The following is a 23,791-nucleotide window of genomic DNA, read 5'->3' on the forward strand; positions in this document are numbered from 1 at the left end:
AGAACCTTATGAAGACGATCGACCTTTCCAGCACTTCGGTGCGCGTGCTCAACCAGGCCCTGCACGGCGAGGTGCAGGACCATGAATGGCGGGTGACCCACCCCGATGGCAAGCACAACCTGGCGGTGGGCATCACCGCCGCCGTGGCGGTGGATATCGAAGGCCACGCCGGCTACTACTGCGCCGGCATGAACCAGCAGGCCAGCGTGACCGTGCACGGCAATGTCGGGGTGGGGGTGGCCGAGAACATGATGTCTGGCTCGGTGCGGGTCAAGGGCAGCGCCTCCCAGGCCGCGGGTGCCACGGCCCATGGCGGGCTGCTGGTGATCGAAGGGGACGCCGGTGCGCGTTGCGGCATTTCCATGAAGGGCGTGGACATTGTGGTGGGCGGCAGCATCGGCCACATGAGCTGCTTCATGGGCCAGGCCGGGCGCCTGGTGGTGTGTGGTGATGCCGGCGACGCGCTGGGCGATTCGCTGTACGAGGTGCGTATCTACGTGAAGGGCTCGGTGCAGTCGCTGGGCTCGGACTGCATCGAAAAAGAGATGCGTGCCGAGCACCTGCAAGAGTTGCAGGCGCTGCTGGCCCAGGCCGGCCTGGACCACAAAGCCGCCGATTTCAAACGCTACGGCTCGGCCCGCCAGCTGTACAACTTCAAAGTCGACAACGCCAGCGCGTACTGATCCAGGAGCATTCCCATGAGCGAACAATTCCCCCCGGTACTGCGTGAATCGGCTACTTTCGATCGCCTGACCATCCAGGAAATCCAGCGTGCCGCTGAAACCGGCATCTACGACATTCGCGGTGGCGGCACCAAGCGCCGCGTGCCGCACTTCGACGACCTGTTGCTGCTGGGTGCCAGCGTGTCGCGTTATCCGCTGGAGGGCTACCGCGAAAAGTGCGGCACCGACGTGGTGCTGGGCAACCGCTTTGCGAAAAAGCCGATCCACCTGAAAATTCCGGTGACCATCGCCGGCATGAGCTTCGGTGCACTGTCGGCCAACGCCAAGGAGGCGCTGGGCCGTGGCGCGACCATCGCCGGCACCAGTACCACCACGGGCGACGGCGGCATGACCGCGGAAGAGCGTGGTCAGTCGCAGCATCTGGTGTACCAGTACCTGCCATCGCGTTACGGCATGAACCCCGATGACCTGCGCAAGGCCGATGCCATCGAGATCGTCCTTGGCCAGGGCGCCAAACCAGGTGGCGGCGGCATGCTGCTGGGCATGAAAGTGACCGAGCGGGTAGCCGGCATGCGCACTTTGCCCATCGGTGTCGACCAGCGCAGTGCCTGCCGCCATCCGGACTGGACCGGCCCGGACGACCTGGCGATCAAGATTGCCGAGATTCGCGAGATCACCGACTGGGAAAAACCCATCTACGTGAAGATCGGCGCCAGCCGCCCGTACTACGACGTCAAGCTGGCGGTGAAGGCCGGTGCCGATGTGATCGTGCTCGACGGTATGCAGGGTGGTACTGCGGCAACCCAGGAAGTATTCATCGAGCACGTCGGTATCCCGATTTTGCCGGCCATTCCGCAGGCGGTGCAGGCGCTGCAGGAAATGGGCATGCACCGCAAGGTGCAGCTGATTGTGTCGGGCGGTATCCGCAACGGCGCCGACGTGGCCAAGGCCATGGCCCTGGGGGCGGATGCGGTGGCCATTGGTACGGCGGCGCTGATCGCCCTGGGTGACAACCACCCGCGACTGGACAGCGAGTTGAAAAAGATCGGCTCGGCGGCCGGTTTCTATGACGACTGGCAGAACGGCCGCGACCCGGCCGGCATTACTACCCAGGACCCGGAACTGGCCAAGCGCCTGAACCCGGAAGAGGCTGGCCGCCGGTTGGCCAATTACCTGCGCGTGCTGGTGCTGGAGGCGCAGACCATGGCGCGGGCGTGCGGCAAGTCGCACTTGCATAACCTTGACCCGGAAGACCTGGTGGCGTTGACCGTGGAAGCGGCGGCGATGGCGCGGGTACCGCTGGCCGGGACCACCTGGGTACCGGGGCAGGCCCAGTATTGAGTTGACCATTGGGGGCCGCTTTGCGGCCCTTTCGGGAAGAGGAAGAGGAAGAGGAAGAGCAGGGCCTGGACCTGACGGAGCACAATGAGCGGGCGTACAACCTCTGATTGATCTGTTGCCTGTGCCGGCCTCTTCGCGGGCAAGCCCGCTCCCACAGGGATGTCACAAGGCTTGGGACCTGTGCTTTTCCTGTGGGAGCGGGCTTGCCCGCGAAGAGGCCGGTACAGGCTGAATCAATGCCCCATGGCCAACTTGGCACTCATCTGCCGACGACGGTAAGCACTGTCACGCGAAGCCAGCCACCAGTACAGCGGCGAAGTCACCGCCAACCCCACCAGCCACGACAGGTCAGCACCTTTGATGTGCTCGGAAATCGGCCCGACATACAGCGGCGTGTTCATGAACGGGATCTGCACCACGATACCCACCGCATAAGCGATCAGCGCCTGCGGGTTGTAGCGCCCATAGATACCGCCATCGACCTGGAAGATCGACTGGATGTCATAGTCGCCTTTGTGAATGGCGTAGAAGTCGATCAGGTTGATCGCCGTCCATGGCACCAGCACCACCAGCAGCACCAGCACCATGTCGACGAAGTGGCCGATGAAGTCTGCCGAAGCGAACACCGCCACCACGCAGCAGGCCGACAGCACGATCAGCGACAGCACCGCACGGCTCTTGGCGGTGGGGATCCAGCGGTAGGCGAAGGTCTGTACCAGGGTGATGATCGACAGTACCGCGCCATACAGGTTGAGGGCGTTGTGGCTGATCACGCTGAGCAGGAACAGCACCAGCATGACCGGGCCGAGGGTGCCGGTGGCCAGCTTGACGGCGTCCATGGTGTCCATGCCGGCCGGAATTGCCAGCACCGCCACGGCGCCGAAGATGAACGACAGGCTCGAACCCAGGGCCGAGCCCAGGTAGGTGGTCCAGAAGGTCGAGCTGACTTTGACATCTGCCGGCAGGTAGCGCGAGTAGTCCGACACATAGGGCGCAAAGGCGATCTGCCACAGCGCTGCCAGCGATACCGTGGCCAGCCAGCCGGCCAGGTTGAAGCCGCCGCGGGTCAGGAAGTCGTCGCTTTGCACGTGGGTGAAGATGTAGCCGAAACCGACCACGATGCCGATGCCCAGCACCCAGGTGCCGATGCGGTTGAGCACGTGGATGAAGCGGTAGCCGATGATGCCGATGATGCCAGAGCCCAGCGCACCGATGACGATGCCCACCGGCACCGGCACAGCGTCGACCACGCCGTGCAGCGACTTGCCGGCGAGCACGATGTTGGAGGCGAAGAAGCCGATGTACATGACGCCGGCGATCACCACCACCAGCAACGCGCCAAGGGTGCCGAACTGGGCGCGGCTCTGGATCATCTGCGGGATGCCCATTTGCGGGCCCTGGGCCGAGTGCAGCGCCATCAGCACACCACCGACCAGGTGGCCCACCAGGATGGCGACGATGCCCCACACCAGGTTCAGGTGGAACAGCTGCACGCCCAGCGCGCCGGTAACGATGGGCAGCGGCGCGATGTTGCCGCCGAACCACAGTGTGAACAGATCCCTTACCTTTCCATGGCGGTCTTGCGGGGGCACGTAGCCGATCGTGTGTTTTTCTATGAGGGGTGCCGAATTGGCTGCACTGGTCATGACTGACTCCAAGGCAAGGTAGGGCATCGGGAATTGCCCGGGGGCGTGCCGGCGAAGGGCGACGCGTTCTTGTTGGAGCGATGATGCGGGGCGCGGGGATAACGAGAAATTAGTAAATATGTACCCATAAACCTTAAAAAACCTAAGGCTGACAAAAGCTTAAGCGGGTGACGGTAGCAAGGAGGGTGCCAGCTGGCGGGAGGGCTTGAAGTAGAGGGGTTTGCGGTTTGGCGCGGCGTTTTTGTTGGACTGTGCTGGTGCATTGTGCGCGTTAACAGGGCAGATGAAATCATCGACTGCGCCGGCCCTTTCGCGGGTAAACCCGCTCCCACAGGTATGGCGCAGATTTCAGAATCTGTGGTGACACTGTGGGAGCGGGTTTACCCGCGAAAGGGCCGGCACAGGAGAAAACCGCTACATCGGAAGCAACCGGTCTTGAATCACCTCTTTCATCACCAATGTCGAGCTCAAGCGCTTCACATTGGGAATGCTGGTCAGCTTCTCGTCATACAGCTTCTGAAACGCCGGCAAGTCCCTGGCCACCACATGCAGCAGGTAGTCCGGGTCACCAAAAAGGCGCTGCGCCTCGACAATCTGGGGAATCTCGGCCAGTGCCGCTTCAAAGTCTGCCACCGGTTGGCGGGTGACCTCGCGCAGGGTCACGAACACCAGCGCGGCAAAGTTGAGCCCCAGGGCGCTCGGCGCCAGGCGTGCGTGATACCCCAGGATTGCTCCGGACTCCTCCAGCGCCTTCAGGCGCCGATGGCAGGGCGACAGGCTGAGCCCCACACGGTCAGCCAACTCGGTCACCGACAGGCGACCGTCTTTTTGCAGCTCGGCAAGAATCTTTCGATCAGTCCTGTCCATTGAGAAGGATCTTCCAGTAATTGAATGATGAAGGGGAATATACGAAAGAAAATCCCCGGCCGGAATCCGTAATCTTTCGATATCCCAAAGCAGTGGAAAAGGAAGATTCAAGTGGCTATCAGTGTGCTGACGGCGTTCTGGGCCGTGTCGATGCTGTTCGTGATAACCCCAGGGGCAGACTGGGCCTACGCCATATCGGCGGGCATGCGAGGGCGCTGGGTGATGCCGGCAGTGGCAGGGATGTTGTCGGGGCATTTCCTGGCAACCCTGGTCGTGGCGGCCGGTGTCGGCAGCCTGCTGGCCGGCCACCCGCTGGCGCTCACCTTGTTGACCCTGGCAGGTTGCAGTTACTTGCTGTGGCTGGGCGGTAACCTGTTGCTCAGCCCGGCACTGCCGGAGGCTGGGCAGGGCGGCGTGGGGGAGTCGGGCTCGCGCTGGGCGTTGAAAGGGTTTTGCGTGAGTGGGCTGAACCCGAAAGTGTTCCTGCTGTTCCTGGCCCTGTTGCCGCAGTTCACCGACCCGCAGTCAAGCTGGCCGGTGCCGTTGCAGATCCTGTTGCTGGGCCTGGTACACCTGTGCAGCTCGCTGGTGATCTATTCGCTGGTCGGCTATGGCGCAAAGGCCGTGCTGAGTACCCGGCCGGGGGCCGCCAGGCTGGTCGGGCGGGTATCCGGGGTGGCGATAATCGCGGTGGCCCTGGGTTTGATTGCGGGGCAAATCAACTGAGTTGACCGGTAGCAAACGGCTTCAGATAAACTCGCCAGCACCCCACCGCACAATCAGGACGTGCCCCATGCCCGAAACCACGCAACTGCTCACCTTTGCCCTGATCTGCCTTGGCATGGTCCTGACCCCCGGGCCGAACATGATCTACCTGATTTCCCGCTCGATCTGCCAGGGGCGCAAGGCTGGCTTGATTTCCCTTGGCGGCGTAGCGCTGGGCTTCGTCATCTACATGTTCTGCGCCGCACTGGGCATTACCGCCCTGGTGATGGCTGTGCCCTTCGCCTACGACGCGCTGCGCATTGGTGGCGCGCTGTACCTGCTGTACCTGGCCTGGCAGGCCCTGCGCCCGGGCGGTCGCTCACCATTCCAGGTCAAGGACCTGCCGGCAGACAGCCCGCGCCGGCTGTTCACCATGGGCTTCGCCACCAGCCTGTTGAACCCCAAGATTGCCGTCATGTACCTGTCGCTGATGCCGCAGTTCATCGCGCCCGGCCACGGCAGTGTACTGGTGCAGTCACTGGTGCTGGGCTCGACGCAGATCGCCATCAGCGTCTCGGTCAATGCATTGATCGCGATCATGGCCGGTTCCATTGCCGTGTTCCTGGCCGGTCGGCCGCTGTGGCAACAGCTTCAGCGCTGGTTGATGGGCACGGTACTCGCCGGGCTGGCTGTACGTATGCTGGCTGAAGGGCGCCGGTGACCTGGCAGGCGCGCCGCCGGTTTCAGCTGCCCAGCACCTTCTCGAGTATCTGGCACACCTGTTCTGCCGAATAGGGCTTTGCCAGAAATGCAAAGCCCTGGTGCCCACCCTCGGCAATCGCTTCGCTGTAGCCCGAGGTGAGGATAACCGGCAACTGCGGCCGCTGAAGCCGCAGTTCACGGGCCAGTGCCAGGCCGCCCATGCCCGGCATCACCACGTCGGAAAACACCGCATCGAAATCACCGGCTGGCCCCGCCAATTGGGCCAGGGCATCTTCGGCTGAGCGCGCATAGCTGATCCGGTAACCATGGTCTTCAAGGATTTGCGCAGTGAAGTTGCCAAGGTCGGGGTTGTCTTCCACTACCAGTATTCGCCGCTGCTCACCTTGCGCCTGTGACAGGGGGCTGGCCGGGGCGTCTGCGGTGGGGGCTGCAGATGCTGCTTCCTGGGGCAGGTACAGGGTAAAGGTAGTGCCTTGGCCGGGGGTACTCTGCACCTGTACATCACCGCCGGACTGCTTGGCGAAGCCGAACACCTGCGACAGCCCAAGCCCGGTGCCTTCGCCCGGTGCCTTGGTGGTGAAGAACGGGTCGAAGATACGTTCCAGCAGTTCAGCAGCAATGCCGACCCCGCTGTCACTCACCGAAATCGCCGCGAACGGGCCGCCCTGCGAAGGCTGGCCACGCAGGGCGGGCAGGCTTTGGTCAGCCTGCAAGCGCAGCTGCAAGGTGCCTTCACCGGCCATGGCGTCACGGCCATTGAGCATCAGGTTGATCACTGCGGTTTCCAGCTGACTGAGGTCGGCGCGGATGTGGCAGGGCACGTGTGGCAACTGCAACTCGACCTGGATACGCGCACCGGTGGCGGTGTCGAGCATGTCGGCCATGGCTTCCAGCCTTGGCCCGGCTTCGAACACGTGCGGGCTTAGCGCCTGACGGCGGGCGAAGGCCAGCAGCTGGCCGGTCAGCTTGGCGCCGCGGTCGACCGTGTCGGACATGGTCTTGAGGTAGCGCTCGCGGCGCTTCTCATCCAGGTTGGGCCGCTGCAGAAAGTGCAATGACGAACGAATGATGGTCAGCAGGTTGTTGAAGTCGTGGGCTACCCCGCCTGTGAGTTGGCCGATGGCTTCGAGCTTTTGCGTCTGGCGCAGCACGGCCTCGGTGTGCAGCAACTGGGTGGTGCGCTCTTCGACGCGGTGTTCGAGGGTGGTATTGAGTGCTTCCAGCGCTGCCATGGCTTCGCGCACCTCGGCGTTAGCCTGCACCCGCTGGATATGGGCCCAGGAGCGCTCGGTGACTTCGCTGAGCAGGGCCTGGTCGTAATCGGTCCATTCGCGCGGCACGCGGTCATGGATCGCCATCAATGCGGTCAGGCGACCGCCTTTGATCAGCGGCATGCAGATGGTCGCGGTGATGCCGATGGCCTGAAAGGTGGCTGCCTCGTCGGCGGCCAGTTCGCGCAGGTTGTTGTTGATCACCAAGGGCAGGCCGCTGCGTAAACGGCTGAGCGCCAGTTGGCCGAAGTCATGCAGTTGATACTGCCCGACCAGCCGAGGCGAGCCTTCGACCACCGCGTCGCCGCAGATGGTGAAGCCGTCCTCGTCCGGGTCCATCACTGCATACGCGCAGCTGGAGAGGCCCAAGTGCTCCACCAGCATGCGCGTGGTGGTGGCCAGGATCTGGTCCGGGGCAGTAGCCTCGGCCACGGCACGGCCGAGTTGGTCAAGAAAGTTCAGGCGCTGGTTGGTTATTACGCTGGCCGTGGTTTCGGTAACGGTGTCGAGCATGCCAAGCACCTGGCCATCATGGCCGCGGATGGGGCTGTAGCAGAACGTGAAGTAGGCCTTTTCCGGGCCGCCGTTGCGGTCGATGGTGAGCGGGAAGTCTTCGATGTACACCGCCTCGCCGGCCAGCGCGCGGTCGGCCATGTTGCCGATGTCGGCCCAGGCTTCCTGCCACACGTCGCGGAAGGGGATACCCAGTGCCAGGGGCTTGCGCCCGAGAATCGCGGTGAAGGCATCGTTATTGAAGGTGAGCAGGTCCGGGCCCCAGAGCACGGCCTGGGGAAAGCGCGAGGCCAGGCACAGGGCCAGGGTGGTTTTCAGGGCGTCTGGCCAGTGTTCGAGCGGGCCCAGGGGCGTGGCGGCCCAGTCGTGGGTGCGGATGCGCTCGGCCATCTGTCCGCCGCCGTCTAGCCATTTTGCCATGTGCTCTGCCGGTCCTTTTGCCTAGGGGTTTCAGGGTGTACCGAGAATAGGCGATTGGCTAGAGGTTTGTGCACGCTTGTGCTGACCTGCGGGCGGGTGGCAACGGTTCAGAACTGGTAATCAACCTGGGCCAGCAGCGTTCGCCCTGGCATCGGCTGCAGGAAGGTGTTGGTGGAGCCGGCCAGGCCGCTGACGAAATTCAGCTCGTCGGTGGCGTTGAGCATGCGCACCGTTACCCCCCACTGCGGCTGGCGGTAGTACACGGCCAGGTCAAGGTTGTACTCATCGGGCACTTTCACGGTCTTGCTCAGGTTCAGGTACCAGCTGCTGGTCCACCACCCCGACAGCTCCACGCCAAACCCTGAATCGAAGCGGTAGTCGACATAACCACCGGCGTTGTATTCAGGAATCTGCACTGCATCGAACTTGCCGGACGGCCGTTGGTTCAGGCTGTTGTTGTCGCCGAACACCGTACCGTTGTCGGGGATGAAACCGGCTGAGGCAAATCCGGCCTGGCTGGTGAATTCGTTGTAGGCACTGATGCGGCTGAGGTTGAGGCCACCGCGCAGGTGCTGGTCCTGGTAGCGCAGGGTAGCCTCCCAGCCTTTGACGATCAGCCGGGCGATGTTGTTGTTGCTGTCCGGCGACTGGTCGCGGGCCTGCTTGTAGGCGGCCAGGGTAAGGAATACCTGGTCAGGCACGGCCTCCACCTTCAAACCCACCTCGTGCAACACGCTCAGGCTCTCGAAGGCCAGCGGGTTGAGCTGGTTGGCGCCGGCACCGCTGCCCCAGCCCAGGCCATTGGTGAAGAAACCGGTGTTCACTGCCAGCGAACGGTCGAAGGTGTAGTAAAGGGTGCTGTTTTCCGTGGGTTTGACGTAGGGGCTGACCTGCACCGAGAACAGCCGGTAGTTGCCCGAGTCCTTGCGTGGGTTGCCGCCGGGCAATACGAACGGGTTTTCGATGCGGGCATCGATCCAGCTGCGGCTGGCGCCCACGTTCAGGCCCACGCGCTCGCCCAGGCGCAGGTTGTGCGGGCTGAACAGGGTCTTGGTGGTCCAGGTGCTGTCGGCGGTGTAGGGCGCCACCGACTCGGCGTACAGGCCATGCCCGGCAGGGTACATGGCCGGTAGGTTGAGCCAGCCGTAGTAGCTGGAAAGCTGCGGCACGCCAGGCTGGCCGATCCACGCAGCGTTGCCGCCAGCGGGGTTGCGGCCGGCCAGCCCGAGCAGGTCGCCGGGGTTTTTCAAGGTCGGGTCGAGGGTCAGGTCGTAGGCGTTGATGGTGCTGCCAAAGTTGTTGTTGGCGGCAATCGACTCGTTACGCTCGCGGCGGTAGATCAGCCCGGTATTACTGTCGTCAACCAACGTCAGGTCGCCCAGTTGCAGTTGACCACGGGTGCGGAACTCGAAGCGGTTGTCGAAGATGTCGTCCTTGCCCTGTACCTGGAATGCGCCCACCACGTCGGTGGTGTCGGTGGAGTGCTGGTAGAAAGTACTGTTGGCCAGGGTAATCGACGGTGTCAGGTCGCCTTCGACACGCAGTTGCGTGGTAAAGCGCCGCGAGCGGTTCTCGTCTTGCGAGCGCTGGCCGTTCTGTGACGATAACGAGGTCAGGCCGTTGCCCGCCAGTGACGGGTCGTAGACCCAGCCGCGCAGGCTGCCAGGGTTGGCCTGCGTGTTGGGCGAGGCGCCTTGGAAACTGCCGTTTACTACCTGGTATTGGCCCTGTGCGTTGCGCTGGCGCTGCACCCAGCCGAGCACCTGGGCATCGGCGGCGCCGGAAGACAGCACCGGCGACCACAAGGTGTTGCCGTTCTGGATAACCGGCGTGGCGCGGCCGGCGTAGTACTTGCCGTGGTCGACCAGGGCCTGCGTGGCGCGGTTCCAGCCGTGGGTGATGTTGTAGTCGTAATAGTCGTCGTAGGCGGCGTTCCAGTCCACCCGCAGGTTGTCGTTGCGCCAGGCCAGCGCGCCGTAGAAGGCGTCGAAATTGTTCTCGACATTGTCGTAGAAGTCCTCCTGGCGCTGACGGGTGATGCTCACCCGGTAGGCCAGGTTATCGGTAAGCGGGCCGGTATTGTCGATACTGAACCGGGTGGCATCGCGCGATTCACCATCGGGGATCCAGCTGCCGATTTCACCGCTGAGCCTGGTGCGGAAACGGTTGAAATCGGGCTTCTTGCTCAGGTAATTGACGTAGCCGCCGCTGCCGCTGACCGAGCCGTAGGTCACTGAGGACGGCCCGGCGACGATGTCTGCGCCCTCATAGGCGTTGAAGTTGGCCGGGTGGCGCACGCCATAGGCGCGCTGGCCGTCCTGGAACACTTCGGTGTTCTGCCCGCGCATCTGCGGGGCGATGCCGGCGTTCTGGCCGCCACCACGGGTGATGCCGGGGGCATATTTGACCAGGTCGTCGGAACTGCGGATCGGGTCGTTGGCCAACTGTTCTGCGTTGACCTGGGTAACCGAGCGCGGGGTGTCGAGCACCTTGGCTTCCAGGCCGCCGTAGATCGAGGCTGGCGGGCGGGTGGGCAGGGCGTCGTCGTCGGCCTGCCCGGCCTGTACGGTGACGGTTTGCAGCTGGGTGTCTTCGGCGTAGGCCAATGACGAGCTGGTGGCCAGGATGGCCAGTGCCAGGGCGCTGGGTTGGAATTTAGGGTGCAGCAAGGTAAGGCGGGGCATTGGCTGGGCCTCGTTCGATAAAGGGGGGATGAGAAACGAGGGCGCAGCCGCGCCTGCGGTTGGTTTGGTTGTTGTCCTGCCTGTCCCGGCCCTATCGCTGGCAAGCCAGCTCCCACAGGGATAGCGCAAGCCTTCAGTCCTGTGCAGGCCCTGTGGGAGCTGGCTTGCCAGCGATAGGGCCGGGACAGGCGATAGGGGGCTTCAAAGTCAACTTCTGAGCCACAGGCTCTCGAACCGCCAGGTGCTGAACAGCGACTGCTCGGCCTGCGCGCCACCCACGCGGGTGCTGACGCTGTCGAGCAAATCGGCAAAGCCCCAGATCAGCATGCCGCCGCGTTCGTACTGGATACGCTGCGCCCGGTGTACCAGCGCCTTGCGTTTTTCCAGGTCTGGCTGGGCCATGGCGGCGAGAAAGGCCTCGCTGAATTCGGGGTCGTGGAAGTGGGTCTTGTTGGCCACGGCAAACGGCGCATCGGTGTGAATGGCGCTGGCCAGGAACGGCGCGCCGATGCTGCCGCCGGTACTCAACGTCCAGTCGTCGCGCTGCGGCCCCTGGAACGTGGCCAGGTCGACCTGGCGTACGTTGATCGTCACACCGATGCGTCGGGCCTGTTCGGCCAGCACCAGTGCCGAGGCCAACCCCGGCCCTGGCGTAGTCACCAGTTCCACCTGCAACTGCTCATGGCCGGCCTCGCGCAGCAACTGCGCCGCCCGCTGCGGGTCGTGCGGGCGCGGGCCGAGGCTGCGGTCGAAGGTAGGGTCGAATGGCGCATACAAATCGTTGGCTACCCGGCCTTGGCCGTTCAACGCACGGCGTACCAGCTCGTCGCGGTCGGCCAGCAGGCGGAACGCCTCCCGTACTCGCGGGTCGTTGAATGGCGCCTTGGCAGTGTTCATGTCGAACGACAACCAGTTGCCACTCACCGACTTCAACAGCCGCAACCGCGGGTCAGCCTGGAGTACTTGCAAGTGCTCGGTGGACATGACATTGGCCATGTCGATCTGCCCCGCGCGCAGTGCCGCCAGGCGCCCGGTCTGGTCTTTGAAGTCGATGATCTCCAGTTCATCGGCATAGGGCTTGTCGGGTTTGTAGTAGTTGTCGAAACGGGTAAAAAGCGAACGCTGGCCCGGCGTGAAGCTTTTCAGCTTGTAAGGCCCGGCACCGACCGGGTTGGTGACCGGGTGATAATCCACTGGCACGATGCCGCCGAAGTTGACCCAGGTTTCCGGCAGCGGCAGGTAACTGCGCCCGTTGCGAAAGCCCAGGCGCACGGTGCGGTCATCCAGCCTGTGCAGGTTGTCGCGGTCCACCCAGTGCAGCAGTGCGGCGTAGGGCGAGGCCAGCTGCGGGTCGGTGAGGCGGCGGATGGAGAAGATCAGGTCGTCGGCGTCGATGGTCTTGCCGTGGTGGAACTCCAGCCCGGGCTTCAGGCGCAGGGTCCAGCTGCTTGCATCGGCATTGGGCTCGGCAAACTCGGCCAGGGCCAGGCGCGGCTGCATCTGCTCGTCCCATTCCCATAGCTTGCTGTACAAGGCGAAGCCACGAACGATGCCGCTGCCAACGGGTTTGTGGGCGTCGAGGTTGCCGCTTTGGTTGCCGTCGATGATGCCTAACCGCAGCCGCCCACCATGGCGCGGCTGGTCGGCTGCGCCATGGCTTGGGCTGTCGGTGGGGCCGCAACCGGCCAGCAACCCGCCGGCCAGCACGCCAGCGTGGCCAAGAAAGCTGCGCCGGCTGAGTGGGTAACCGTCCCTGGCCATGGCGTCAGGCCCCGTTGCTGGCGTGCAGTTGCACGGGTTCGGTTGCCGGGCGGGCAAGGGCTGCGCGCTGCGCACGAAAGTGCGGCAGGATGTGCTCGCCGATGCGGTAGGCCTCTTCCAGGTGCGGGTAGCCAGCCAGGAAGAACAGGTCGACGCCGATGCCGTGGTACTCGCGGATGCGCGCCACCACGTTGGCGTAGCTGCCCACCAGCGCGCAGCCTGGCGGGATGCCGATGTAGCCGAAGCCTGTCCACACATTGGGGTGGATGAAAAAGTCGTCGAAGGCCTGTTGCTCGTCCTTGTCGTTGTAGCCTTCTTCGTAGCTCAACTTGCGTGCAGTGCGCAGGCCAGCGTGGGCGGCACGGGCCTTGACCGTGCCTTTGGCCACGCCTTCGTCGAAGAAGCGTTTGGCTTCGGCCAGTGCGGCCTCTTCAGTGTCGCGGGCAATCACGTCGATGGACAGGCCAAAGCGGATATCGGTGCGCCCCCACTTCAACGCGCGGGCGCGGATGTCGGCGATCAGCGCGGCAATCTCGTCCGGGTGCTCGGCGCGCATCAGGTAGAAGTCGGCGTGCTTGGCGGCAAACTCCCGTGCGGCCACCGACGAGCCGGCGGTGCAGATCAGCGGTAGCTCGGCCTTTTTCAGCGGGCCGCGCAGGCCACCACCTTCGGCACGGTAATACGTACCGTCATAGTGGAACTGCTCGTTGTGCCAGTAGCCGCGCACCACGTCCATGAATTCGGTGGCACGGGCGTAGCGTTCGTCGTGGCCTTCGAAATCGCCGACCTGGCGCTGGATGGCATCCGAGCCACCGTTGATGATGTTCCATACCAGGCGGTTGCCGGTGGCGCGCTGGTAGGTCGCAGCCTGCTGCACGGCCACCCAAGGGGTGTAGTGGTAGGGCTGGAACGCGGTGACGAACTTCAGCGTGCGGGTTTCCCGGGCCAGCAGCGAGCACACCGTCCATGGTTCCTCGCCGGTAGGCGCATTGACCATCAGCGCCCCGCCGAAACCGTTGATTTCCGCCGCGCGGGCGATCTGCCCGAGGTAGTCGATGTAGGTGAAGTGATCACCCACGGCAAACCCCGACACCGCACCGCTGCTGGGCCCGCCCGCGTGCCAGTCGCCGCGGTTGCGCGGGTCGCCGGGCAGGAACTGGGTTTCGCCGTGCAAGGGCAGGCGGGTGAAGAATTCGATGCTCATGGGGCGGCCTCCTTACTGGACGCTTGGGCTGCAATTTGGCGTGACCGGCTGGCCACTGATGACCTGGCGGGCGAAAGGGATCGAGTCTTTCAGCGAGGCATTTACCGTTTCGCTGTGGCCCAGGCCCTTGTACAGGTGGCCCTGTACCACCGAGCCGGCCTTGCAGGCGTCCTGCATCAGTGCCACCTGGGTGGCGGCAGCGGGGGTCTTGTCCTCGGCGCCGGTGCCGATGAAGATCGGCTGGGCCAGTTTCAGGGTCGGGTACGACACCTGCGCCAGCCATGGCTTCAGCTTGTCGCCCTTGTAGTCTTTCTTGGCATTGGCCGGGGTCAGGCCGGTGGCAACCACGTCGCTGACCAGTGATGACAGGCAGCTGGTGCGTGCCTGCTCGAACAGCGGCAGGGCCTTGTCGGTGTAGAACTCGCGCGGGTCGATGCTTGGGTCGTACTGCTGCGCTGCAAGCAGGGTGTAGAAGCCGTAGGCCAGGGCCGGGTCGACCTTGTCCTGATCCTGCTCGCCTACGTTTTTTGCGCCGATGGTATAGATGACGCCAGTGCCGATGCTGCCCTTGACTCCCAGCTTGGGCGCATAGGTGGCGGCGTAGGCACCCGCGGCAAAGGCCCCGGCACCGCCCTGCGACTGGCCGATGATCAGCACCTTGTCGGCCAGCCCAGGTACACCGGCCACCACGGCTTTGGCTGCATCGAGAATGCCGTAGGCGGCCATGCGGTTGTTCAGCAGTGGGTGGCCACCAGGTACGCCCAGGCCCTGGTAGTCGGTTGCAACAATGGCGTAACCCTCATCGAGCCAGCGGTTGAGGTACTGCACGTCACGGTAGCTGCGCCCGGCCCAGGACGGCGCGCAGATATCGGCCACCCCGACCGTGCCATGGCCCCAGCTGGCAACCGGCCAGCCGCCTGCCGGTGCCTTGCCTTTGGGAATGAACAGCGCGCCGGAAACCACCACCGGGGTCTTGCCGTCGATGCCGTCCAGCGAGGTATAGAGGATGCGTTGTGCACTGGCGGCGTTGGGCAGGCTCAGCGCTTGTTCCAGCGGTTCGCTACGCAGCAGCTTGCCAGGTGTGGCGGGGATGGCCTTGGTCCAGGTGTAGAAGGCCGACACGCGGCCATCGCCCTGTTGCGGGGCGGGCTTGGGCGCATAGGTTTCGGCGGCCATGGCGCCAATCGACAGGGCCAGGGCGCTGAGGCCGAAAATGACGGAAGCAGGCAGTTTCATGATGCTGGGTCTCAAGGTTGATGGCTGATTTGAGCGTCTGACGACGGCCAGTAGTGGGTCAGTTGCAAGTCGATCAGGGCCTGGCGGGTAAAGCCTGTGGCCAGGTCGTGGGTGATGTCGTAAGGCGTGCGGATCAGGCGGTTGGCCAGGGCGTACTGGCCCAGCGCGTCGTAGTGGGCCTTGAGCTGGGCATCGCTTTTCGGCGCCCAGCGCGCCTTCCACGCCACCGGGTCGTCGCGGCGCAGCACGCTTTCGCTGACGCCTGCGCGGGAAGACAGCGCGTAGTAGGCGTCGCGGTTCTGCTCCTGGGAGATCCACCAGGCCGCCCGCACCCAGGCGGTGGCCACCAGTTGCGTCAGGTCGGCGTGCTGCTGCCAGTGCGTTCAGGCTGATGAACAGGCCAAGCAGCAGGGTAAGGGCATGACGCCAGGGATTGTTCATGTACAGCACCAGGCAAAGGTTCTTCAGGCCAAGAGCGAAATGCATGCCAGCCACTTGAAAATGCCCTGGAAGCCCTGAATTTTGGGGCTTTCACTGAAGCAGAACTGACCGAGGGCGGGGCTGGCCTGCTGATCGGCAGGCAGGGGAGTGCTGGCGGGTTGCTGCTGTAGCAGCAATGGATTGCTGAAAAAACGAATATTCCTAATTCGAATATATAAATATTAATTAATAATTTTTTGATCTAATTTGTTTCATGCACTATTGGCTGGCGCGTCAACTGCCAGGAATGCCCCCCATGTCGCTGATCACCCACCCCAATGCCCGCGAGCTGACCAAGTCGGTACGTGCCACCGTGCTTGTGTTCAAGGACCCGCGCTCCCAGGAACTGCTCAGCCGGATCGAGCGCCTGGCGCCCAGCGAGGCCAATACCCTGATCATCGGCGAAACCGGCACCGGCAAAGAGCTGGTCGCCCGTCATATCCATCACCTCAGCCGTCGTGGGCGTGAGCCCTTCGTGGCGGTGAACTGCGGTGCCTTTGCCGAAACCCTGGTGGAGAGCGAGCTGTTCGGCCATGAGAAAGGCGCGTTCACAGGCGCCACCAGCAACAAGGCCGGCTGGTTCGAAGCAGCCAATGGCGGCACGCTGTTCCTCGACGAAATCGGCGACTTGCCGCTGAACATGCAGGTGAAGCTGCTGCGTGTGTTGCAGGAGCGTGAAGTGGTGCGCCTGGGGTCACGCACGCCTGTTCCGATCAACGTACGGCTGGTGGCGGCGACCAACGTCAACCTGGCTGATGCGGTGGTGGCGGGGCATTTTCGCGAAGACCTGTTCTACCGCCTGCACGTCGCGACGATCCGGCTGCCGCCGCTGCGTGAGCGGCCGGGGGATATCCTGCCGCTGGCGGAGTTTTTCATCGAGGAGCATTGCAGGCGCCTGGGCTACGAGCGTGCCTCGCTAAGTCCGGATGCCGAGCGTAAATTGCTGGCGCATAGCTGGCCGGGCAACATCCGCGAGCTGGAGAATGCCATTCACCATGCCCTGTTGGTGTGCCGCTATCAGGTGGTGGCGCCTGCGGACCTGCACTTGGTCGATATGCGGCCACAGGTGGTGGCCCCGGTGGCGCATGCCCACTTGCCTGCTGCCGACGTGGCGCCGCCTGATCTTGAAAGCGCGTTGCTGGCGTTGTTCGAGCAGAATGTGCCGAATTTGTATGAGCACATTGAAGAGACGGTGTTCCGGGCGGCGTATCGGTATTGCCACGGCAACCAGTTACAGACCGGGCGCTTGCTGAACATCAGCCGCAATATCGTGCGGGCGCGGCTGGAGAAGATTGGCGAACTGACAAAAGCGTAGTGGGCGCGGTGCGCGGTCCCACAGTACTGCATAGGCCCGAAGCCTGCGCAGGCCCTGTGGGAGCGGGTTCACCCGCGAAGAACCCCGCGTGGTGGATGGCACCGGCTTCGCCGGTGTTCGCGGGCAAGCCCGCTCCCACAGGGAGTCGCGCCAGCTTTTAGAAATAGAGCAAGACAGGTGGTCCCACAGGTACTGCATAAGCCTGAGGCCTGCGCGGTGCCTGTGGGAGCGGGCATGCGCGCGAAGAACCCAGCGCGGTGGATGGCACCGGCTTCGCCGGTGTTCGCGGGCAAGCCCGCTCCCACAGGGATTCGCGCCAGCTTTTAGAAATAGAGCCAGACAGTTGGTCCCACAGGTAAAAGCCTGAGGCCTGCGCGGTGCCTTCGGGAGCGGGCATGCCCGCGAAGAACCCAGCGCGGTGGATGGCACCGGCTTCGCCGGTGTTCGCGGGCAAGTCCGCTCCCACAGGTATTCGCGCCAGCTTTTAGAAATTGAGCAAGACAGGTGGTCCCACAGGTACTGCATAATCCTGAGGCCTGCGCGGTGCCTGGGGGAGCGGGCATGCGCGCGAAGAACCCAGCGCGGTGGATGGCACCGGCTTCGCCGGTGTTCGCGGGCAAGCCCGCTCCCACAGGTATTCGCGCCAGCTTTTAGAAATTGAGCAAGACAGGTGGTCCCACAGGTACTGCATAGGCCCGAAGCCTGCGCAGACCCTGTGGGAGCGGGTTCACCCGCGAAGAACCCCGCGCGGTGGATGGCACCGGCTTCGCCGGTGTTCGCGGGCAAGCCCGCTCCCACAGGGATTCGCGCCAGCTTTTAGAAGTTGAGCAAGACAGGTGGTCCCACAGGTACTGCATAGGCCCGAAGCCTGCGCAGGCCCTGTGGGAGCGGGTTCACCCGCGAAGAACCCAGCGTGGTGGATGGCACCGGCTTCGCCGGTGTTCGCGGGCAAGCCCGCTCCCACAGGGAGTCGCGCCAGCTTTTAGAAGTTGAGCAAGACAGTTGGTCTCACAGGCACTCCATAGGCCCGAAGCCTGCGTAGGCCCTGTGGGAGCGGGTTCACCCGCGAAGAACCCAGCGTGGTGGATGGCACCGGCTTCGCCGGTGTTCGCGGGCAAGCCCGCTCCCACAGGTATTCGTGCCAGCTTTTAGAAATTGAGCAAGACAGTTGGTCTCACAGGCACTCCATAGGCCCGAAGCCTGCGCAGGCCCTGTGGGAGCGGGTTCACCCGCGAAGAACCCAGCGTGGTGGATGGCGCCGGCTTCGCCGGTGTTCGCGGGCAAGCCCGCTCCCACAGGTATTCGCGCCAGCTTTTAGAAATTGAGCAAGACAGGTGGTCCCACAGGTACTGCATAAGCCTGAGGCCTGCGCGGTGCCTGTGGGAGCGGGCATGCCCGCGAAGAACCCAGCGCGGTGGATGGCACCGGCTTCGCCGGTGTTCGCGGGCAAGTCCGCTCCCACAGGTATTCGCGCCAGCTTTTAGAAATTGAGCAAGACAGGTGGTCCCACAGGTACTGCATAAGCCTGAGGCCTGCGCTGCCTGTGGGAGCGGGTTCACCCGCGGGTACAACCCAGCGCGGTGGATGGCACCGGCTTCGATTTCGCCTTGCTGGGTATTGTCGGCCCCCACCAACTGGGTCGGATCAGCGTCGCCCGCACGCTGGTGATGACCCCGTTCCAGGCATGGATCTGTCCGGCTTGCTGGTTCACGACGGTGCAAAAGAGCTGTTTGCCGAGCTCTTGAGTACCTACGCTGCCTACTCAGGCGTATCAGGTGTTCAGCCCAAGGTGCTGGTGCGGGATATCGATGCTGGCGCCCCGGATGTTGATCAGGTCACCCACCGTGGTGCCACACACCTGGTAAAAGCGTTCAACGAATCAGATTTCCCTCAGTTGGCGGCCAACGAGTACTTCTGCATGCGCGCGGCATTGCATTGTGGCCTGGAAGTACCTGAATTCCAGCTTAGTCAGCAGGGCAGGTTTCTGGTTGTCCGACGCTTCGATGTCGGCGACAACGCCTACCTTGGCTTTGAGGACATGTGCGTGCTTTCGGGGTGGGGTACTCGCAAGAAGTACGATGGCAGCTACCAAGGCTGTGCGCAGTTGATCAAACTTTATGTCACGCCTGGTCGGGTACCTCGTGCATTGGAGGACTTCTTCACCATGGTTGCCTTGTGCGCCGGTATCCAGAACGGCGATGCGCACTTGAAGAACTTCGGCCTGCTCTACGAGAACTGTGCCGAGGACGCCGATATCTGGCTCGCGCCCGTGTATGACCTGGTGACCACGACGGTGTACAGCAGCCACGACATCATGGGGCTGTTGCTGGGCGGGTCGAAAGCGTGGCCCAAGCGCAAGATGCTGGTGCAGTTCGGGCGCACCGCGTGCAACCTGACGCAAGCGCGCTGCGAGGAGTTGCTCAACAAAGTGGAAGTCGGCATGAACCGTGCGATGGCGGAGCTTGCAGATTATCGTGCTAGCCATCCGGCGTTTGAGCGCGTAGGGGAGAAGATGGTTGCGGCGTGGAACTTGGGGTTGAGCAGAAGTATTGTTGCCTAGGTGGCCTCCTAACCCTGCGAAGCAGGTTGTGTTGCCAGTCTGCTGCGCAAAGCAATTGCGAAATCCGATCAGGCTCAGGTTAAATGAGAGTCATTATTAAAGACGCCCTATCGGTTCACCTCATGTCCAGCGCTGACACTTCCCTGCAAAAAGCGATACACACGCTTTACGAGGACCATCATTCCTGGTTGTGCGGCTGGCTGCGCAGCAAGCTCGGCTGCATGGACCATGCCGCTGACCTGGCCCAGGACACCTTCATACGGGTGCTGACCCTGCGCAAGGCGGCGGAACTGCGCCAGCCACGGGCTTATCTGAGCAGTGTGGCCCGCAGCCTGATGATCGACATGTTTCGCCGCCGTGCCCTGGAGCAGGCATACCTGGAAACCCTCGCGGCCCGGCCCGAGCATGTGGAGGTTTCGCCCGAAGCGCGCCTGCTGATCATCGAGACCCTGCTGGAAATTGATCGGCTACTCGATGGCCTGGGTACACGTACTCGCGAAATCTTCCTGATGGCCCAGCTTGATGGCTTGAGTTATGTCGAAATCGCTCAGCGCCTGGATGTTTCGCTGACCACTGTCAAGAAGCATGCAGTGCGTGCCCTGACCCATTGCCTGATGCTGGCCGAGGCGTGAGCGGTGGCGGGTACGGAACCGTTGGACCGCAACACGCTGGAGGCTGCCGCGCACTGGTACGTCGAGTTGCGCTGCGAGCCCGATGCAGCCACGCGAGCAGCACATCAGCGCTGGTTGCTGAGTGACCCGCGCCACATGCAGGCCTGGGAACGCCTGGCTCGCTTGCAGGGCAAGCTGGCGCAGGTGACGCCCGGTATCGCACGGCCGACGTTAAGCAGTGCCAGGGCCAAGCGACGCGAAGTGCTCAAGGTGCTGTCGGTACTGTTGGTGGCGGGCGCGGCAGGTGGGGCGATGTTGCGTGATGGTGGTGTTGCGCGGCTGATGGCCGACGTGCGCACGCGCATTGGCGAGCAGCGCTCGTTGCGGCTGGATGACGGCAGCCAATTGCAATTGAACACCGACACCGCTGTAGACATTCGCTACGGTGCCGAGTGGCGCGCGCTTGAGTTGCTGCAAGGGGAGATCCTGGTGCAGACCGCAGCGGATGAATTGTCCCGCCCATTCATCGTGCACACCCGGCAGGGCAGTATCCGTGCACTGGGCACGCGTTTCACCGTGCGTAGCGACAACGACCTGACGCGGGTTTGCGTGCTGGAGCATGCGGTGGAAGTTCGCCGTGCACAGGCCATGGCGGCTGTGCGGGTAGACGCCGGACAACAACTGGTATTCAGCGCCGGGAAAATGGGCGATGCCACAGCGGTAGCGGCGATGGCAGATGCCTGGGTACGCGAGATGTTGATCGTGGATGACTGGCGCCTTGCCGATGTCGTGAGCGAGCTTCAACGCTACCGGCCTGGGTACCTGGGTTGTGATGAAGCCGTGAGTGAACTGCGACTGTCCGGCGCGTTTCACTTGGACGACATCGATATTGTCCTGGAAAACCTTACCGCCACGCTGCCTGTGCGCCTTCGTCGCTTCAGCCGGTACTGGACGCGTGTCGAGGCTGCCTGAAACCCAATGCCAGTCAGTTAAGCCATATGGGCAGCCATTGGGGCTGCTTTGCAGCCCATCGCCGGCAAGCCAGCTCCCACAGGGACCGCGAAAAACTTGAGGTCGATGCTGTACCTGTGGGAGCCCGGCTTGCCGGCGATGGGCCGCAAAGCGGCCCCAGCGGCTTAGCTGACGGGCATCGGCCTGAAGCCCGTCGAATTTTTTTCGCAGAGGGGTTATCGATTGCGGTTCTCGTTCGACTTGTAGGTAGACGCGCACCAAGCGCAATGAAAAAACTGCCGCAGGGCGAAAGGAAACCGCATGCTCGCTGTCAACGATTGCAACCGCACCCTACCGATCAACTCGACCAAAACCAGGCTGGCACGTGCAGTGAACCGCGCAGTGTTCAGTGTGGCGCTGGCATCACCGCTGGCGGCGGTGATGGCCGCCAGCCCTGCCATTGCCCAAAGCCAGGCTGAAGCCTCGTTTGATATTGCCGCTGGCCCACTGGCCTCGGCGCTTACGCAATTTGCTTCGGCAGCGGGGGTGACGGTGTCATTCGAGCCGTCATCGGTGCAGGCGTTGCAATCGCCCGGGCTGCATGGCCACTACAGCGCCGATGCCGGCCTGCGTCAATTGCTGGCAGGCAACCGGTTGCAGGTGGTCAAGCAGGCCAATGGCAGTTACTCGCTGCTGCCAATGGTTGGCGACGACTCGACCTTGCAGCTTGATACCACCAGCGTAACCGGTGCGGCCGTGGAGTCTGCCTATGGGCCGGTGAGTGGTTATGTGGCCAGCCGCAGTGCCACCGGAACCAAGACGGATACGCCCATCCTGGAGATCCCCCAGGCCATCAACGTGGTCACTGCCGACCAGGTGCAAGCCCAGGGCGCGCGCAACCTGACCCAGGCGCTGCGCTACACCCCGGGCCTGGCCACCGGCGGCTTTACCGATCGCAACAGCATCGCCGACGAAATCACCAGCCGCGGCTTTGCCCCGACCCCGCTGTATCTGGACGGCGCGTACCTGCCTTACGCCGGTAGCCTGGGGGGCGCACCTCAGATCGACCCCTACACGCTGGAACGCATCGAAGTGCTCAAAGGCCCCTCTTCGGTACTGTACGGGCAAAACCAGCCGGGCGGGCTGATCAACATGGTCTCCAAGCGCCCGACCCGCGAGCAGCGTAGCCAGGTCAAGCTTGGCGCCGGCAGCTACAACCGCGTCAATGGTGCCTTCGATACCAGCGGCCCGCTGGATGAGCAAAAGGCCTTCACCTATCGCCTGGTCGGCGTTGCCGATAAAGGCAACGAAATGGTCGCCCACACCCACAGCGAGCGCTTGTTGCTGGCGCCCAGCCTGACCTGGGCGCCGAACGAGGACACGTCGCTGACGTTGCTGGCGCAAGTGCAGCGCGATGATGGCCTGGCCGACTATCAATCGTTGCCGATGATCGGCTCGCTCAAGCGTGGCCCCACGGGTCAGAAAATCGACCGCGACTTCTTCTCGGGCGATTCACACTACAACGACTACAAGCGCGACCAGTACGTGCTGGGTTACGACTTCAACCACCGTTTCAGCGATGACCTGGCCTGGCGCTCAACGGCGCGATACACCGATGTGCGCGACCGCTACAAGGGCTTTTACCTGCGCAGCTTCGTGACCGATGGCGATGTGGTCGACTACACCCGCGCCAACCGGGTCAAGCTTGACTGGCGCCAGCACAACATCGCCTACACCGTCGATAACAACCTGGAGTACACCTTCAACACCGGCGCGCTGCGGCACACTTTGCTGGCCGGCGCGGACTACCGTCACTTTACCCGCAAGTACGATGGCTACAACGCCTACAACGTGTTGCCGGTCGACCTCTACGGCAAGAACAACTACGACAGCAGCAGCGTAACGCCGGTGCTGGATACCCGTTGGGACAACACCGTGCGCCAGACCGGGGTCTACCTGCAGGACCAGATCAAGCTGGACAACTGGATCCTGACGGTAGGCGGGCGTCAGGACTGGGCTGAAATCGACAACAAGGATCTGCTGGCGCACAGCATTGCCTCTCAGCGCGACAACAAGTTCACCGGGCGCGTCGGCCTTACCTATGTCACCGAGTTTGGCCTGGCGCCGTATGTCAGCTATTCCCAGTCGTTCTTGCCAACCCTGGGGACCGCAGCGCCCGAGCGCGGCGGCAAGGCGTTCGAGCCAACCGAAGGTGAGCAATACGAAGTGGGCCTGAAATACCAGCCGGTCGAAGGCACCCTGTTCACCGCATCGGTGTTCCAGGTGAAGCAGAAGAACGTGCTGACCGGTGATACCGAGTACCCACAGTATCAATCGCAAAATGGCGAGGTGCGTTCGCGTGGGGTGGAGCTGGAGCTCAAGTCCAGCATCAAGAATGTCGATGTACTGGCCGCTGCCACCTACATCGACTCGTTCTATACCAAAAGCACCTATGGTGACCAAGGCAACCGGAATGAGTCGCAGGCCCCTGTGTCGGCCACACTGTGGGTGGATTACCACTTCACCCAAGCCACGCTCAATGGTTTGACCTTTGGCGCCGGCGCCCGTTACACCGGCCGCAAGCCGGGCAACTCGGCCAACACCTTCGATGTGCCGGCGTATGCCGTGTATGACGCTACCGTCAGCTACGACCTCGGCAAACTCGACCCAAGCCTGCGCGGCCTGCAGGCCAGCCTGAATGTGCAGAACATCTTTGATCGCGAGTACGTATCGGACTGCAATTATGCGTTTGGCTGCTATTACGGGCAGGAGCGGGTGGCGTCGCTGGAGATGACCTACGACTGGTGATCAAGCCCCCGC

The 23,791-nt window shown here is 63.3% G+C and carries 15 protein-coding genes and 2 pseudogenes; 9 read left to right on the top strand and 8 right to left on the bottom strand.

Annotated features, from left to right (window positions below; translation table 11 throughout):
* The first annotated feature begins 8 nt into the window (after nt 1-8).
* On the top strand, nt 9-683 hold the full coding sequence (locus tag ACIQUI_RS07940; RefSeq protein ID WP_403196829.1) for a protein glxC: 675 nt from the start codon (nt 9-11) through the stop codon (nt 681-683).
* 15 nt (nt 684-698) lie between these two features.
* Entirely contained in the window at nt 699-2,024 is a 1,326-nt protein-coding gene (locus ACIQUI_RS07945) for an FMN-binding glutamate synthase family protein (RefSeq protein ID WP_403196831.1), read from the top strand.
* Nucleotides 2,025-2,257: 233 nt separating this feature from the next.
* On the opposite strand, the gene ACIQUI_RS07950 is transcribed toward ACIQUI_RS07945, so the two are convergent.
* Both ACIQUI_RS07950 and ACIQUI_RS07955 read right to left on the bottom strand, forming a co-directional pair.
* Nucleotides 2,258-3,670: a purine-cytosine permease family protein gene (locus ACIQUI_RS07950; protein WP_403196834.1), complete on the bottom strand. Its 1,413-nt coding sequence runs from the start codon at nt 3,668-3,670 to the stop codon at nt 2,258-2,260.
* A gap of 414 nt (nt 3,671-4,084) precedes the next feature.
* Nucleotides 4,085-4,537 carry an Lrp/AsnC family transcriptional regulator gene (locus ACIQUI_RS07955; protein WP_403196837.1) on the bottom strand — a complete coding sequence of 151 codons (453 nt, stop codon included), beginning with the start codon at nt 4,535-4,537 and terminating at the stop codon, nt 4,085-4,087.
* Between the two features lie 111 nt (nt 4,538-4,648).
* Between ACIQUI_RS07955 and ACIQUI_RS07960 the strand changes: the two genes are divergently transcribed.
* Together ACIQUI_RS07960 and ACIQUI_RS07965 are read left to right on the top strand one after the other, a co-directional pair.
* Entirely contained in the window at nt 4,649-5,263 is a 615-nt protein-coding gene (locus ACIQUI_RS07960) for a LysE family translocator (protein ID WP_403196839.1), read from the top strand.
* A 67-nt stretch (nt 5,264-5,330) separates the two neighbouring features.
* Nucleotides 5,331-5,963 (top strand): LysE family translocator, encoded by a 633-nt coding sequence (locus ACIQUI_RS07965; RefSeq protein ID WP_403196841.1) that lies wholly within the window; start codon nt 5,331-5,333, stop codon nt 5,961-5,963.
* A gap of 22 nt (nt 5,964-5,985) precedes the next feature.
* Here the strand turns inward: ACIQUI_RS07965 and ACIQUI_RS07970 are convergent, their stop codons facing one another.
* The 6 genes and pseudogenes from ACIQUI_RS07970 to ACIQUI_RS07995 all read right to left on the bottom strand — a co-directional run.
* Nucleotides 5,986-8,169: an ATP-binding protein gene (locus ACIQUI_RS07970; protein ID WP_403196844.1), complete on the bottom strand. Its 2,184-nt coding sequence runs from the start codon at nt 8,167-8,169 to the stop codon at nt 5,986-5,988.
* Between the two features lie 107 nt (nt 8,170-8,276).
* Nucleotides 8,277-10,853: a TonB-dependent receptor plug domain-containing protein gene (locus ACIQUI_RS07975; protein ID WP_403196847.1), complete on the bottom strand. Its 2,577-nt coding sequence runs from the start codon at nt 10,851-10,853 to the stop codon at nt 8,277-8,279.
* A gap of 207 nt (nt 10,854-11,060) precedes the next feature.
* Nucleotides 11,061-12,614 (bottom strand): ABC transporter substrate-binding protein, encoded by a 1,554-nt coding sequence (locus tag ACIQUI_RS07980; protein WP_403196850.1) that lies wholly within the window; start codon nt 12,612-12,614, stop codon nt 11,061-11,063.
* Nucleotides 12,615-12,618: 4 nt separating this feature from the next.
* Nucleotides 12,619-13,818 carry an LLM class flavin-dependent oxidoreductase gene (locus ACIQUI_RS07985; RefSeq protein ID WP_403196852.1) on the bottom strand — a complete coding sequence of 400 codons (1,200 nt, stop codon included), beginning with the start codon at nt 13,816-13,818 and terminating at the stop codon, nt 12,619-12,621.
* Nucleotides 13,819-13,830: 12 nt separating this feature from the next.
* Nucleotides 13,831-15,054, bottom strand: coding sequence for a lipase family protein (locus ACIQUI_RS07990; protein ID WP_403196855.1), 1,224 nt, complete (start codon nt 15,052-15,054; stop codon nt 13,831-13,833).
* Nucleotides 15,055-15,065: 11 nt separating this feature from the next.
* Nucleotides 15,066-15,428, bottom strand: a pseudogene (locus ACIQUI_RS07995) (nitrate ABC transporter substrate-binding protein); the annotation flags it as partial.
* 362 nt (nt 15,429-15,790) lie between these two features.
* On the opposite strand from ACIQUI_RS07995, the gene ACIQUI_RS08000 reads away from it, so the two are divergent.
* The 5 genes and pseudogenes from ACIQUI_RS08000 to ACIQUI_RS08020 all read left to right on the top strand — a co-directional run bounded on the left by ACIQUI_RS08000 (nt 15,791) and on the right by ACIQUI_RS08020 (nt 23,779).
* Nucleotides 15,791-16,849, top strand: a complete 1,059-nt coding sequence (locus ACIQUI_RS08000; protein ID WP_403196857.1) for a sigma-54 interaction domain-containing protein — start codon at nt 15,791-15,793, stop codon at nt 16,847-16,849.
* 1,598 nt (nt 16,850-18,447) lie between these two features.
* Nucleotides 18,448-19,409: pseudogene (locus ACIQUI_RS08005) on the top strand (type II toxin-antitoxin system HipA family toxin); the annotation flags it as partial.
* 122 nt (nt 19,410-19,531) lie between these two features.
* Nucleotides 19,532-20,041: a sigma-70 family RNA polymerase sigma factor gene (locus ACIQUI_RS08010; protein ID WP_403196860.1), complete on the top strand. Its 510-nt coding sequence runs from the start codon at nt 19,532-19,534 to the stop codon at nt 20,039-20,041.
* 3 nt (nt 20,042-20,044) lie between these two features.
* Nucleotides 20,045-20,992 carry a FecR domain-containing protein gene (locus ACIQUI_RS08015; RefSeq protein WP_403196863.1) on the top strand — a complete coding sequence of 316 codons (948 nt, stop codon included), beginning with the start codon at nt 20,045-20,047 and terminating at the stop codon, nt 20,990-20,992.
* Between the two features lie 300 nt (nt 20,993-21,292).
* A complete protein-coding gene (locus ACIQUI_RS08020) occupies nt 21,293-23,779 on the top strand; it encodes a TonB-dependent siderophore receptor (RefSeq protein WP_403196866.1) in 2,487 nt (828 codons plus the stop codon).
* Nucleotides 23,780-23,791 lie beyond the last annotated feature (12 nt).

It is taken from the genome of Pseudomonas sp. NPDC090592 (assembly GCF_044769185.1).
Classification (GTDB): domain Bacteria; phylum Pseudomonadota; class Gammaproteobacteria; order Pseudomonadales; family Pseudomonadaceae; genus Aquipseudomonas.